A 13,569-nucleotide genomic window follows, 5' to 3' on the forward strand; every position below is an offset into this window, starting at 1 on the left:
GTCGTCTGAAATTTCAGACGGCCTTTTTATATCGAAACCAATCAGATTTTTCTGGTTTTCACCCAAGCCCAAAGCAGCAGCAATACGACAAAGCCGAAATACAAAATACTCCACACCGGTAGGGCAACACCGAATAGATAGTCCGGCTCGGCGCAGTTGCCAAAGCCGCGGACGATGGGTTCAAACCAATCGAACAAAGGCCAGTCGCGCAGGCGGAAAGTCCAAGGTGCGCCGCAAGAAGGGGCGGTGCCGGGCGGCAGGCTTTGCAGCCAAATTTGATAGGCGGCGACACCTGCTCCGTAAACGGCCGGAGCGGTAATCAACAATGCCGAGAGCGAGCGGGCAAATTTGGAAGATTGAGAACTGAATGCCGTAATAATGGCCAACAGCCCGACAGCCAATACGCACAAGCGTTGCAGGATGCACAATACGCACGGGTTCATACCCAAAACGTATTGTGAAATAAAGGAGCCGCAGGCGGCAAATATAGAGAGGACGACTAAAAATAAAACAGTCTTGCGGAAAAAGTTCATGACATAAAACCTTTCAGACGGCCTGGACGCAAAACAGCCGATCAATAATGTTTACTTTAACACAAAACGCATATGCTTTTTTTGGTTTGACGGTTTTTTGCGTATGTTTGTTGATATTGCGTAACCATAAATATAGAAACAAAAATGTGTTCCATATCGAAAAGGCCGTCTGAAATGTTCAGACGGCCTTTAGGGGAGAGACGTTTTATTTTTTCCCGTGAGATTTTTTGACATCTGCTTCAGTAATCGTACCGCCACCATTATTAAAGGCGTTCATGATGTAAGTGGCAACGGCGGCAACATCAGCATCATTGATAGCGGTAGCAGGCATGAAGCCGTTGTAGGATTTGCCGTTTACTGTAATCGGGCCGTTGATGCCTTTAGTCATGCTTTGCAACAGGGCTTGCGGTTTTTTATTGATATAGTCGGACTGGAATAAAGGTGGGAACATGGCACCCCGGCCTTCGCCTTTTTTACCGTGGCAGGCAGCGCAGTTGCTTTCGTAAATTTTTTGTCCTTTGCTCATCAGCGCGGCATCAGCGGCAAAAGCAGTTGGGATGCTGAGTGCGGTCAGAAGGAGCAGGATAGGGCGGAGTGCAGTCATAATGTATTCCTTTTTGAGCGGTGTTTTTGATGGCCACACGCTTGGTTTGCGTTTTAATAGCTTGATGATAACGCTAAAGGCCGTCTGAAAGTAGATTTTTCAGACGGCCTTTGGTTTAGGTCAAATCCAGCCTTGCAGATTGACTCGACTTAATTGTGTAAGTGCGGTAATCCAGTCGGCGGAATCGTTGAGACAGGGGATGTAACGGTATTCTTTGCCGCCTGCAGCGTGGAATTGTTCGCGTCCCATAATGGCGATTTCTTCCATGGTTTCGAGGCAGTCGGCCAGAAAACCGGGGCAGAATACATCGAGTTTGGTTGTGCCTTGTTTCGGCAGCTGATCAAACAGGGCTTGCGTGCTGGGCTTGATCCATTGGGATTTGCCAAACTGGCTTTGGAAAGAAACGATGTATTCTTGTTCGGACAAGCCCAATGCCTGCGCCAACAGCTTGGCGGTATGGTGGCACTCGTCAGGATAGGGGTCGCCGTCATCGTGATGCTTTTGCGGAATACCGTGGAAACTCAACATCAGTTTTTCGCCGCGTCCGTTTTGAGCCCAATAGGCTTCAATATGCTGCTTCATGGCTTGAATATAGGCGGCATCGTCGTAATAACGGGAGACGGTGCGGACGCTCATTTGGTTGCGTTGCAGCAATAACTCTTGAAACACTTTGTCCAAAGCCGCGCCGGTAGAAGAACCGGCATATTGCGGATAGAGCGGAATGACCAGCAATTTGCCCACGCCTTGGGCTTTGAGTTCCGCCAAAACATCAGCAACGCTTGGATTGCCGTAAGTCATGGCATGACGGACGATGACATCGGGCAAATGTTTGGCCAGGGCTTCTGCTTGGCGGTGTGTGTAAACCTCAAGCGGCGAACCTTCTTTAAACCAAACTTTTTCATAGGCATGCGCGCTTTTTTTCGGGCGAAAAGTCAATACCAAGCCACGCAATATCGGTTGCCATAAGAGCTTAGGCAGTTCGACAACGCGTTGATCGGACAGAAATTCTTTCAAGTAAGGTTTGACTGCGGCAGCAGTGGGCGCGTCAGGCGTGCCGAGGTTGAGCAGCAGGACGGCGGTACGGTTTTGTGCGGTGTAGGCTAAGGGTGGTTCGGTATGGAAACGGGACATGATTGTGCTTTATTAATTAAGAAAATTGAGGCCGTCTGAAAAGCAGTTTGAATCCAAACCTGATTTCAGACGGCCTTTAAAAGGATTAATCCACACCGCGGGCACGGTTTTCATGGAATTGCGCCTGCCAATCGGCAAATTCGCCTTGTTCGATGGCTTCGCGCATTTCTGCCATGATGACTTGGTAGAAGTGCAGATTGTGGATGGTGTTGAGCTGTGCGCCCAGGATTTCGCCGACACGGTGCAGATGGTGCAGGTAGGAGCGGCTGAAATTCTGACAGGCGTAGCAGGTGCAGCTTTCATCAATCGGACGTTTGTCGAGTTTGTGTTTGGCGTTTTTGATTTTCAAATCGCCAAAACGGGTAAACAGCCAGCCGTTACGCGCATTGCGGGTAGGCATGACGCAGTCGAACATATCCACGCCGTGTGCCACGCCGTACACCAAATCTTCAGGCGTGCCGACGCCCATCAAATAATGAGGTTTGTGTTCCGGCAGGATAGGGCCGACGGCGCGCAACATGCGGTACATTTCGGGCTTAGGTTCGCCAACGGATAAGCCGCCGATGGCCAAGCCAGGGAAGTCGAGTTCTTCCAAGCCTTTCAGCGATTCTTCGCGCAAATCTTCATACATCGCGCCTTGTACAATGCCAAACAGCGCATTCGGGTTTTTCAGGTCTTCAAAAGCCTTTTTGCTTCGTTCCGCCCAACGCAGGCTCATTTGCAGCGATTTTTGCGCTTGGCTGTGCGTTGCTTCGCCAGGGGTGCATTCGTCCAACTGCATCACGATGTCGGAATTCAATACGGTTTGGATTTTCATCGACACTTCGGGCGAGAGGAACAGTTTGTCGCCGTTGATCGGGCTTTGGAATGTACAGCCTTCTTCGGTCAGCTTGCGCATATCGGATAACGAAAATACTTGGAAACCGCCCGAGTCGGTCAAAATCGGCTTGTCCCAGCTGATAAATTCGTGCAGGCCGCCGAATTGTTCGATGACTTCCAAGCCGGGGCGCAGCCACAGATGGTAAGTGTTGCCTAAGATGATTTGCGCTTTAATGTCATGCAGGTTTTGCGGGTTCATTGCTTTGACCGAACCGTAAGTGCCGACCGGCATAAATACCGGCGTTTCGATTTTGCCGTGGTTCAGTTCCAAAGTGCCGCGTCGGGCATGACCGTCTTTTTTGTGTAAGGTAAATTTGAGCATAGTAATAATAGATTGGACGTTCGCGCGTGTGCGAAATGAAAGGGCAGATTATAAAGGATTTTTCGTTGGTTGACGGCTGGATTTTATCTTTGTCAAAACAATGCTTCAGACGGCATGAATGATGGAGGAAATAAAAAATGAGGTATAAATCAAACAAAAATATTCAGGCCGTCTGAAAAGTATTTACAGATGCTTGCAAAAGGGAACACGCTTCGTTACAATAAGCGACTTAGATGAAGGCACATAGCTCAGTTGGTTAGAGCACCACCTTGACATGGTGGGGGTCGTTGGTTCGAGTCCAATTGTGCCTACCAAATTTCCATAACGGCTTTATGCCGTTATTTTTTAATGTTTTGGAGCTTTCTGATGTTGAACATTACCTTGCCGGACGGTTCGGTCCGCCAATATGAATCACCCGTTACCGTGGCGCAAATTGCAGCGTCTATCGGTGCAGGTTTGGCAAAGGCAACGGTAGCAGGCAAGGTTAACGGTAAATTGGTGGATGCTTGCGATCCGATTACCGAAGATGCCCACGTTCAAATCATTACGCCTAAAGACAAAGAAGGTGTGGAAATTATCCGCCACTCCTGCGCGCACTTGGTCGGTCATGCGGTCAAGCAGCTCTATCCTGATGCCAAAATGGTTATCGGCCCGGTGATTGAAGACGGGTTCTATTACGATATCGCAACTGAAAAACCATTTACGCCTGATGATGTAGCCGCCATTGAAGCGCGCATGAAAGAGTTGATTGCACAAGACTATGACGTCATTAAAGTGATGACGCCTCGTGCAGAAACCGTCAAAATTTTCCAAGATCGCGGCGAAGAGTACAAATTGCGTCTGATTGAAGACATGCCTGAAGTGGAAGCAATGGGCATGTATCATCATCAAGAATACGTCGATATGTGCCGCGGTCCTCACGTTCCCAATACCCGTTTCTTGAAAAACTTCAAGCTGACCAAGTTGGCAGGCGCATACTGGCGTGGCGACAGCAACAATGAAATGTTGCAACGTGTTTACGGTACGGCTTGGGCAAGTAAGGACGAATTGAAAGCCTATATCCAACGCATCGAGGAAGCGGAAAAACGCGACCACCGTAAGCTGGGTAAACAATTGGATTTGTTCCACCTGCAAGATGAAGCACCGGGCATGGTGTTCTGGCATCCTAAAGGCTGGGCTTTGTGGCAAGTGATTGAGCAGCATATGCGCAAAGAGCTGAATGCTGCCGGTTATAAAGAGGTGAAAACGCCTCAGATTATGGATAAAACCTTCTGGGAAAAATCCGGCCACTGGGAAAACTATAAAGACAATATGTTCGTGACCAGTTCCGAAAAACGCGAATACGCGGTTAAACCGATGAACTGTCCGGGTCATGTGCAAATTTTCAATAACGGCTTGCGCTCATATCGCGATTTGCCAATGCGTTTGGCTGAGTTCGGTTCTTGCCACCGTAATGAACCAAGCGGTGCGTTGCATGGTCTGATGCGTGTTCGCGGTTTTGTGCAGGATGATGCGCACATCTTCTGTACTGAAGATCAAATCGTTGATGAAGCACGTGCATTCAATGAGTTGCTGGTTCGCATTTACAAACAATTCGGCTTCCATGATGTTGCCGTGAAGTTGTCCCTCCGCCCTGAACAACGAGCAGGTTCTGACGAAGTTTGGGATAAGGCCGAACAAGGCCTGCGTGACGCATTAACCGCCTGCGGAGTAGAGTGGGAAGAATTGCCTGGCGAAGGTGCATTCTATGGTCCTAAGATTGAATATCATGTCAAAGATGCCTTGGGTCGTTCTTGGCAGTGCGGTACCCTGCAGTTGGACTTCGTATTGCCGGAGCGTTTGAATGCCGAGTATGTAACAGAAAACAACGACCGTACGCGTCCCGTAATGTTGCACCGTGCTATTTTGGGTTCGTTGGAGCGCTTCATCGGTATTCTGATTGAAAACCATGCAGGCTCATTCCCATTGTGGCTTGCGCCGGTTCAAATGGTGATTATGAATATCACCGAGAACCAAGCAGATTATTGTCGCGAAGTGGCTGCCAAGTTGCAGGCGGCGGGCTTCCGTGTCGAATTGGATTTGCGTAACGAAAAAATCGGTTACAAAATCCGTGACAACAGTCAATACCGTTTCCCTTATCAAATCGTTGTCGGCGATAAAGAGAAACAAGAAAACAAAGTTGCGGTACGCCGCAAAGCAGAAGACTTGGGTTCTTTGAATGTAGATGATTTTATTGCACAATTGCAGCAAGAAATCACTGACGCCCTCGTCAATCATTAATTTTTATAGGAGTATTCATCATCGCTCAAGAACGCGAAGCACGAATCAATGGTGAAATTACCGCCAAAGAAGTGCGATTAATCAGTGAGTCAGGCGATCAGCTTGGTGTCGTTTCAGTTCGTGAAGCTCTGGCTATGGCCGAAGAGCAAGATGTCGATTTGGTAGAAATTTCCCCGACTGCCAAACCGCCCGTATGCAAACTGATGGATTACGGTAAATACAAATACCAACAAGCCAAGAAGCGCGACGAAGCCAAGAAAAACCAAAAGCAGGTACAAATCAAGGAAATTAAATTCCGTCCGGGTACTGATGAAGGCGACTATCAAATCAAGATGCGCAACATCAACCGCTTCCTCGCCGATGGTGACAAAGTCAAAGTGACATTACGTTTCCGCGGTCGTGAGATGGCCCACCAACAATTGGGTGCCCAACTGCTTGAGCGCGTAAAAGAAGAGTTGGCTGAAGTGGCACAAATCGAGTCCTTCCCTAAAATGGAAGGCCGCCAAATGGTGATGATGATTGCGCCTAAGAAAAAATAAAGCTATAATGCAAGGCTTATTTCGATTGCCGCTCGAAATAAGGTTTAATTAGCGGCAAAAACCGTGGTATTTTGGGTTCCAAGTGTTTGAAATTTATTTCAAAACCCCTTATACCTTATCTAATAACGAATGGAGTTTTCCAATGCCTAAAATGAAAACCAAGTCTAGCGCGAAAAAACGCTTTAAAGTACTGGGTAACGGTGGTGTAAAACGCGGTCATGCGTTCAAAAGTCACATCCTGACCAAAAAAACCACTAAAACTAAACGTCAATTGCGCGGCACCGCTATGGTTGATTCACGCGATTTGGCTTCTGTTGCTAAAATGTTGCCCTACGCTTAAGGAGTTTAGAATATGCCACGCGTAAAACGCGGTGTTACCGCTCGTGCTCGTCACCAAAAAGTCTTCGCGTTAGCCAAAGGCTACCGCGGTCGTCGTAAAAACGTTTACCGTGTTGCCAAACAAGCGGTAATGAAAGCCGGTCAATACGCATACCGTGACCGTCGCCAACGCAAACGTCAATTCCGTCAACTGTGGATCGTTCGTATCAACGCAGGTGCCCGTGAAAATGGTCTGTCTTACAGCAAATTCATGAACGGCCTGAAACGCGCTGCTATCGAAATCGACCGCAAAGTATTGGCTGATTTGGCTGTATTCGACAAAGCTGCATTTGCACAATTGGTTGAAAAAGCTAAAGCTGCTTTGGCTGCTTAATTCGATAAGATTATTTAAAAAGGAAGCTTATGCTTCCTTTTTTCTTTTCTTAAAGAAATCCTATGTAGTTGATTTTCTTTCTTTAAACTCTATTTTTTTATACTAATTTGCGATAAAATAGGCCTCTCTTATCAAACGGATTGGCCGCAGTAAGACAAAAGGCCGTCTGAACGGGTTTGAAATCAAATCCAACAGACGGCTTTGTTGTTTTAGACGGCCTGCCATCAACAAACAGACGATAAACCACTATGGAAAATGTAAACCGTATCGTTGCAGAAGGTATTGCCGCTATTGAAGCCGCGCAAGACTTCAATGCTTTAGAACAAATTAAAGCACGCTATCTTGGTAAAACCGGCGAATTGACCGGACTTTTGAAAACTTTGGGTCAAATGTCTCCTGAAGAGCGTAAAACCATAGGTGCGCACATCAACGAATGCAAAAATCAGTTTCAGACGGCCTTTAATGCCAAACGCGATACCCTAAATGAAGCCAAGCTGCAAGCTCAATTGGCTGCAGAAGCATTGGATATTACTTTGCCGGGCCGTGCGCAAGAACATGGCGGTTTGCATCCAGTTACTTTAACTTTGCAACGTGTGGTCGAGCTGTTTCACGGTATGGGTTTTGAAGTAGCGGACGGCCCTGAAATCGAAGACGATTTCCATAATTTCCAAGCCTTGAATATTCCTGCAAATCACCCAGCGCGTGCGATGCAAGATACTTTCTACGTTGAAAACGGCGACGTTTTGCGCACACACACTTCGCCTATTCAAATCCGCTATATGCTCGACAAAAAAGAGCCGCCTATCCGCATTATTGCCCCCGGCCGCGTTTACCGTGTAGACAGTGATGCCACTCACTCGCCTATGTTCCATCAGGCTGAAGGTTTGTGGGTAGAAGAGGGTGTGACTTTTGCCGACTTGAAAGCTGTGTTTACTGATTTTATCCGTCGCTTCTTTGAACGTGATGACCTGCAAGTGCGTTTCCGTCCGTCTTTCTTCCCGTTTACTGAGCCTTCAGCTGAAATCGATATCATGGGTGAAAATGGCAAATGGTTGGAAGTAGGCGGTTGCGGTATGGTACATCCTAACGTGTTGAAAAACGTCAATATTGACCCTGAAAAATATACCGGTTTCGCCTTTGGTATCGGTCTTGACCGCTTCGCTATGCTGCGTTACAACGTGAACGACTTGCGCCTGTTCTTTGATAACGATTTGAACTTCTTGAAGCAGTTTAAATAAATTTCAGATGGTCTTTTGATAGGCCGTCTGAAAAGTGAATAGATATTACTGATTTCGTCTGATAAAAATTTGTTTCAGACGGCCTGATAGTAGAGAAAATAATATGCAATTTCCTTATTCATGGCTGAGAACCCAAGCCAATCCTGATCTTTCTGCCGATAAACTGGAACATCTTTTGACCATGGCCGGTTTGGAAGTGGAAGAAATCGATACTGCTGCCCCTGCTTTCAGTGGTGTGGTTGTTGCCGAAGTGAAATCCGTTGAGAAACATCCTGATGCAGACCGTTTGAACGTTACCCAAGTTGATGCCGGTACGGGTGAGTTGGTTCAGATTGTTTGTGGTGCGCCGAATGTCAAGCCGGGTATTAAAGTGCCGTGTTCGTTGCCGGGTGCAGTTTTGCCGGGCAATTTCAAAATTAAGCCGACTAAAATGCGTGGTGTACCATCAAACGGTATGTTGTGTTCGACCAATGAACTGGGTTTGCCTGATGATGGCGTAGACGGTCTGCATATTCTGCCTGAAGATGCGCCTGTCGGTGCCAATATCCGCGAATACTTGGATTTGGACGATACGCTGTTTACGTTGAAAATTACGCCTAACCGCGCTGATTGCTTGAGTGTTAAGGGCATCGCGCGTGAGGTTTCTGCGTTGACTCAATGTGCGTTTACGCCTGTTGAAATTCAGACGGCCTCTATCGGCAGTGAGAAAAAACAGGCTGTCCGTATTGATGCACCGGCTGACTGTGGCCGTTTTATCAGTCGCGTGATTGAAAATGTCAATGCGAAAGCGGCTACCCCTGATTGGATGAAACAACGTTTGGAGCGCAGCGGTATCCGCAGCATTTCCGCATTGGTGGACATCGGCAACTATGTGATGCTGGAAATCGGTCAGCCTATGCACGTTTTCGATGCTGACAAGCTGTCAGGCAGTTTAATTGTCCGCCGTGCTCAAAATGGCGAGACTTTGGCGTGCCTGAATGAGAAGACGGTTACTTTGGCTGACAATACACTGGTGGTCGCTGATGAAAAAGGTGCGTTGAGCTTGGCCGGCTTGATGGGCGGCGAGGCAAGCGCGGTTTCAGACGACACACAAAATATCGTGCTGGAAGCGGCTTGGTTTGCGCCTGAAATTATTGCCGGCAAATCGCGCCAATACGGTTTTGGCTCGGATTCGTCGTTCCGCTTTGAGCGCGGTGTGGATTACCGTTTGCAGGCCGATGCCATTGAGCGTGCTACCGAATTGGTTTTGCAAATCTGCGGCGGTGAGGCAGGCGAAATGGTGGAAGCGTTGGGCAGGCTACCTGAAAACAAACAGGTCGAATTGCGTTTGGGTCGTCTGAAAACCGTGTTGGGCGTGGACATTCCTGCCGAACAGGTGGAAACCATTTTGCAGCACTTGGGCTTGCAGCCTGAAAAAACGGCGGAAGGTTTCCGTGTTACCGCGCCGAGTTTCCGTTTCGACATCGAAATCGAAGCCGATTTGATTGAAGAAATCGGCCGCGTTAACGGCTATGAAAATATCCCCGACGATTACACATCAGGCCGTCTGAAAATGCTGGCGCTGCCCGAAACTCGCCGTCCGCGTTTTGCCGTTTATAACGAAATGGCGGCGCGCGGCTACCGCGAAGTGGTCAGCTACGCCTTCGTTGACGAGCAATGGGAGCTTGATTTTGCCGCAAACGACAACCCCATCCGCCTGCAAAACCCACTGGCAGCGCAGTATGCCGTGATGCGATCCACGCTCATCGGCGGCTTGGTGGAAATTCTGCAGAACAATCTGAACCGCAAGCAAAACCGCGTGCGCGTGTTTGAAATCGCCCGCGTGTTCAGCAAAGATTCGGCTGATCAATTTGTTCAAAACGAACGTATCGGCGGTTTGTGGTATGGCTCCGTGCTGCCTGAGCAATGGGGTGAGAAAACACGCAACGTAGATTTCTACGATATGAAAGCCGATGTTGAGAGCCTTTTGAAAAACAAAGAAGTATCTTTTGTTAAAACCGAACATCCAGCATTGCATCCAGGACGTGCCGCCAATATTGTTTCAGATGGCCGAGTAGTTGGTTTTGTTGGCGAGTTGTATCCGAAATGGCTGCAAAAATATGATTTGCCGCAAGCGCCGCTGGTATTTGAAATCGATATGGATGCGGTATTGGGTCGTGAGAAAACCCGTTATCAGTCCGTATCCAAATTCCAAGCTGCACGCCGAGATTTGGCATTTGTAATGCCTGAGGCTGTAACGCATGATGATTTGTTAAATGCCCTGAAAGCGGCGGCGAACAAGCTGGTTCAAGAAATCAGCGTGTTTGACGTTTACCGCGGTACGGGAGTGCCTGAAGGCATGAAGAGCGTTGCCGTCAAAATCATTTTGCAAGATATGGAAAACACGCTGACAGATGAAGTCATCGAGCCTTTGGTTGCGAAAATGATTAAAGCGGCAGCCGAAAAAGACGCACAGCTTCGCGCTTAACATAAGACAAAAGTTGTCGCCAAAAATCGCCAATAATATTTAATTTTTTGGTGAGGACTTGATTTTTAAAAGAATTTTGGTAATAATTGCACCAGTTTGAATGAAGGTAAACACATGACATTAACTAAAGCAGAATTGGCTGATATTTTGGTCGACAAAGTCAGCAACGTCACCAAGAATGATGCCAAAGAAATCGTCGAGCTCTTTTTTGAAGAAATCCGCAGCACTTTGGCGCGTGGTGAAGAAATTAAAATTTCAGGTTTCGGTAATTTCCAATTGCGTGATAAACCTCAACGCCCTGGCCGTAACCCTAAAACAGGCGAAGAAGTGCCGATTACCGCACGCCGTGTGGTGACTTTCCATGCCAGCCAAAAACTCAAAGGCATGGTGGAGCATTACTATGACAAACAACAATAATCCGGTTATTCCTGCCAAGCGTTATTTTACGTTGGATGAAATGTGCCAATTGGTGCAAATCAGTCCGGCTCAGTTTGCCCAATGGCAACATGAAAATAATGTTGTGATTGGATACGGTGGTGATCGATATACGCGCTCAGATGTAGTTAAGTTGTTGAAACTTAAAGATACGTTTGAACCATATATCGATACGTTCAGCCGTGGCGCTTTGGATGCAAACGGCAATCCTGCCGCCAATGCAGAAGAAGTCCGTCATGGTCTGATGCAGATTTTGTCTGATTTGGAGCGTCATCTGGGTTCTGGACAACAAAACCACCATGTCGAGCTGTAATCGATAGGGAAATTCTGATCAAAAGTGCGAAGGCATACAAAGATTTGCATAATTGATTCTAATAAAGGCTGTTTGAATGATTTTCAGACGGCCTTTATTGTTTTATATTGCTTTCAAAATATCAGAATCTTGATTGCAAATGATTCTATGAAATAGCCGTAAATGTTATACTTAGCCTCTTGTTTGCCGATTGGGAAGAAACAGTCATTAGATAATGCGGATAGATGCCGCCTTTTCATGGCAGACTGAGGTTTTTAAAATAAATGTAACGGCTGAACAAACAGGCTGCCGGACAACATTCAAATCGATGAAATGGATAGCAGAAAATGAGCAGAATCCAACAAACTTTCTCAGCGCTCAATGGCGCAAAAGCACTGATTCCTTATATTACGGTGGGTGATCCCAGCCTTGAGATAACCTTGGCATTGATGCATAGCCTGGTGGCTAATGGTGCTGATATTTTGGAACTGGGTGTGCCGTTTTCTGACCCTATGGCGGATGGCCCGACTATTCAACGTGCGGCTGAAAGGGCGTTGGCAAATCAAGTTTCCTTGCACGACGTATTGGAAACAGTGCGCTTGTTCCGCCAAACCAATGATAAAACGCCGGTTGTGTTGATGGGCTATTTGAACCCTGTACATAAAATGGGTTATCAGGCGTTTGCGCAAGCGGCTGCCAAAGCAGGCGTTGATGGCGTGTTGACCGTGGATTCTCCGGTAGAAACCATTGCGCCTTTACATGAGTTGTTGAAAGCGCAAGGTATTGATTGCATTTTCCTTATTGCGCCAACGACAACTGAGGATCGTATTCAAACGATTGCCAAAGTAGCCGGCGGTTTTGTGTATTATGTATCGCTCAAAGGTGTAACCGGTGCGGCAAGTTTGGACACTGAAGAAGTTTCGCGTAAAATAGAGCTTTTGCGCAAATACATCGATATTCCGATTGGTGTCGGCTTCGGCATCAATAATGCGGAGAGTGCGCGTAAGATTGGTGCGGTGGCGGATGCCGTTATTGTCGGCAGCCGTATCGTCAAAGAGATTGAAAGCCACGCAGGTAGCGAGGCTGAAGCAGTAGGCGCGTTGGTTAAAGAGTTGAAAGACGCGATTCGCTAAATTTTTCCATTCCATTGTTTCAGACGGCCTTACGTTCAACTGGCCGTCTGAATTCTGAATCCTAAGGAGTCATTCATGAGCTGGCTAGATAAAATTCTTCCTCCGAAAATTAAAAACCGAAGCAGTTCGTCCAGCGTCCCTGAAGGTCTGTGGCACAAATGTCCGTCTTGTTCGGCAACGGTTTACTCAACCGAGTTGAAACAAAACAGCGAAGTCTGCCCGAAATGTAATCATCACAATCCGCTTTCTGCGCGTGAACGTTTGGACCTGCTTTTGGATGAAGAAGGCCGTGAAGAGATTGCAGTCAATATTAAACCGACAGACCCGCTGAAATTTAAAGACAGCAAGAAATATACGGATCGCCTCACTGCTGCGCGTAAAGCAACCGGCGAAGACGATGCTTTGGTTGTTATGAAAGGCACCATGAACGGCCTGCCCGTCGTGGTGGCTGCTTTTGAATTCCGCTTTATCGGCGGCTCCATGGGTTCGGTAGTGGGTGAACGTTTCGTGCAGGGTGTACGCCGTGCTGTTGCAGATAATTGTTCGTTTATTTGCGTGGCGGCTTCCGGTGGTGCGCGTATGCAGGAGGGTTTGAACTCTTTGATGCAGATGACGAAAACCAGTGCGGCTTTGCATTTGCTGACTGAAAAACGTCTGCCGTTTATTTCCGTATTGACCGACCCGACCATGGGCGGCGTATCTGCCAGCTTTGCCTTCTTGGGCGATGTGGTTTTGGCAGAGCCGAATGCTCTGATTGGTTTTGCAGGTCCGCGCGTTATCGAGCAGACTGTACGCGAAACCTTGCCGGAAGGTTTCCAGCGTGCAGAATTCTTGTTGGAGAAGGGCGCAATCGACCAAATCGTCGATCGTCGTTCCATGAAAAAACGTATCAGTGATTTGATTACTTTGTTGCGTCATGAAAGTAAAGTAACTGCTGCTTGATTAGCACAATAAGAAAGGCCGTCTGAAAGTAATTGAACTGGCCCCCAAATCTTGGACACTCA

The 13,569-nt window shown here is 47.5% G+C and carries 14 protein-coding genes and 1 tRNA gene; 11 read left to right on the forward strand and 4 right to left on the reverse strand.

The window, feature by feature from the left end; translation table 11 throughout:
• Positions 1-41: 41 nt before the first annotated feature.
• The 4 genes from HMPREF2872_RS04915 to tgt form a co-directional block, all read right to left on the reverse strand.
• On the reverse strand, positions 42-533 hold the full coding sequence (locus HMPREF2872_RS04915; RefSeq protein WP_070631643.1) for a disulfide bond formation protein B: 492 nt from the start codon (positions 531-533) through the stop codon (positions 42-44).
• Between the two features lie 205 nt (positions 534-738).
• Positions 739-1,137: a c-type cytochrome gene (locus tag HMPREF2872_RS04920; protein ID WP_049329197.1), complete on the reverse strand. Its 399-nt coding sequence runs from the start codon at positions 1,135-1,137 to the stop codon at positions 739-741.
• Positions 1,138-1,257: 120 nt separating this feature from the next.
• The gene (gene hemH, locus HMPREF2872_RS04925) at positions 1,258-2,268 is read right to left on the reverse strand and encodes a ferrochelatase (protein ID WP_070631646.1); all 1,011 of its coding nucleotides are present in this window, start codon (positions 2,266-2,268) and stop codon (positions 1,258-1,260) included.
• Positions 2,269-2,353: 85 nt separating this feature from the next.
• The gene (gene tgt / locus HMPREF2872_RS04930) at positions 2,354-3,469 is read right to left on the reverse strand and encodes a tRNA guanosine(34) transglycosylase Tgt (protein WP_070631648.1); all 1,116 of its coding nucleotides are present in this window, start codon (positions 3,467-3,469) and stop codon (positions 2,354-2,356) included.
• Positions 3,470-3,706: 237 nt separating this feature from the next.
• On the opposite strand from tgt, the gene HMPREF2872_RS04935 reads away from it, so the two are divergent.
• From HMPREF2872_RS04935 to accD, 11 genes are all read left to right on the forward strand, one after another.
• Positions 3,707-3,783: transfer RNA gene (locus tag HMPREF2872_RS04935), tRNA-Val, on the forward strand.
• A 52-nt stretch (positions 3,784-3,835) separates the two neighbouring features.
• Positions 3,836-5,749 (forward strand): threonine--tRNA ligase, encoded by a 1,914-nt coding sequence (gene thrS, locus HMPREF2872_RS04940; RefSeq protein WP_070631652.1) that lies wholly within the window; start codon positions 3,836-3,838, stop codon positions 5,747-5,749.
• 17 nt (positions 5,750-5,766) lie between these two features.
• Positions 5,767-6,288: a translation initiation factor IF-3 gene (infC, locus tag HMPREF2872_RS04945; RefSeq protein WP_079453677.1), complete on the forward strand. Its 522-nt coding sequence runs from the start codon at positions 5,767-5,769 to the stop codon at positions 6,286-6,288.
• 142 nt (positions 6,289-6,430) lie between these two features.
• On the forward strand, positions 6,431-6,628 hold the full coding sequence (rpmI, locus tag HMPREF2872_RS04950) for a 50S ribosomal protein L35 (RefSeq protein WP_003675505.1): 198 nt from the start codon (positions 6,431-6,433) through the stop codon (positions 6,626-6,628).
• A 12-nt stretch (positions 6,629-6,640) separates the two neighbouring features.
• A complete protein-coding gene (gene rplT, locus HMPREF2872_RS04955) occupies positions 6,641-7,000 on the forward strand; it encodes a 50S ribosomal protein L20 (RefSeq protein WP_003675502.1) in 360 nt (119 codons plus the stop codon).
• A 248-nt stretch (positions 7,001-7,248) separates the two neighbouring features.
• Positions 7,249-8,238 (forward strand): phenylalanine--tRNA ligase subunit alpha, encoded by a 990-nt coding sequence (gene pheS / locus HMPREF2872_RS04960; RefSeq protein WP_049351161.1) that lies wholly within the window; start codon positions 7,249-7,251, stop codon positions 8,236-8,238.
• A 103-nt stretch (positions 8,239-8,341) separates the two neighbouring features.
• Complete coding sequence (pheT, locus tag HMPREF2872_RS04965) at positions 8,342-10,705, forward strand: phenylalanine--tRNA ligase subunit beta (protein WP_070631655.1); 2,364 nt, start codon at positions 8,342-8,344, stop codon at positions 10,703-10,705.
• Between the two features lie 114 nt (positions 10,706-10,819).
• Complete coding sequence (locus HMPREF2872_RS04970) at positions 10,820-11,122, forward strand: integration host factor subunit alpha (RefSeq protein ID WP_003680933.1); 303 nt, start codon at positions 10,820-10,822, stop codon at positions 11,120-11,122.
• Positions 11,106-11,453, forward strand: a complete 348-nt coding sequence (locus tag HMPREF2872_RS04975; protein ID WP_070631658.1) for a hypothetical protein — start codon at positions 11,106-11,108, stop codon at positions 11,451-11,453. Before HMPREF2872_RS04970 ends, HMPREF2872_RS04975 begins: the two co-directional genes overlap by 17 nt.
• A gap of 326 nt (positions 11,454-11,779) precedes the next feature.
• Positions 11,780-12,565, forward strand: coding sequence for a tryptophan synthase subunit alpha (gene trpA / locus HMPREF2872_RS04980; RefSeq protein WP_070631661.1), 786 nt, complete (start codon positions 11,780-11,782; stop codon positions 12,563-12,565).
• 75 nt (positions 12,566-12,640) lie between these two features.
• Complete coding sequence (accD, locus tag HMPREF2872_RS04985; protein ID WP_070631664.1) at positions 12,641-13,507, forward strand: acetyl-CoA carboxylase, carboxyltransferase subunit beta; 867 nt, start codon at positions 12,641-12,643, stop codon at positions 13,505-13,507.
• The last annotated feature ends 62 nt before the right edge of the window (positions 13,508-13,569 follow it).

It is taken from the genome of Neisseria sp. HMSC069H12, from assembly GCF_001812735.1.
Classification (GTDB): domain Bacteria; phylum Pseudomonadota; class Gammaproteobacteria; order Burkholderiales; family Neisseriaceae; genus Neisseria; species Neisseria subflava.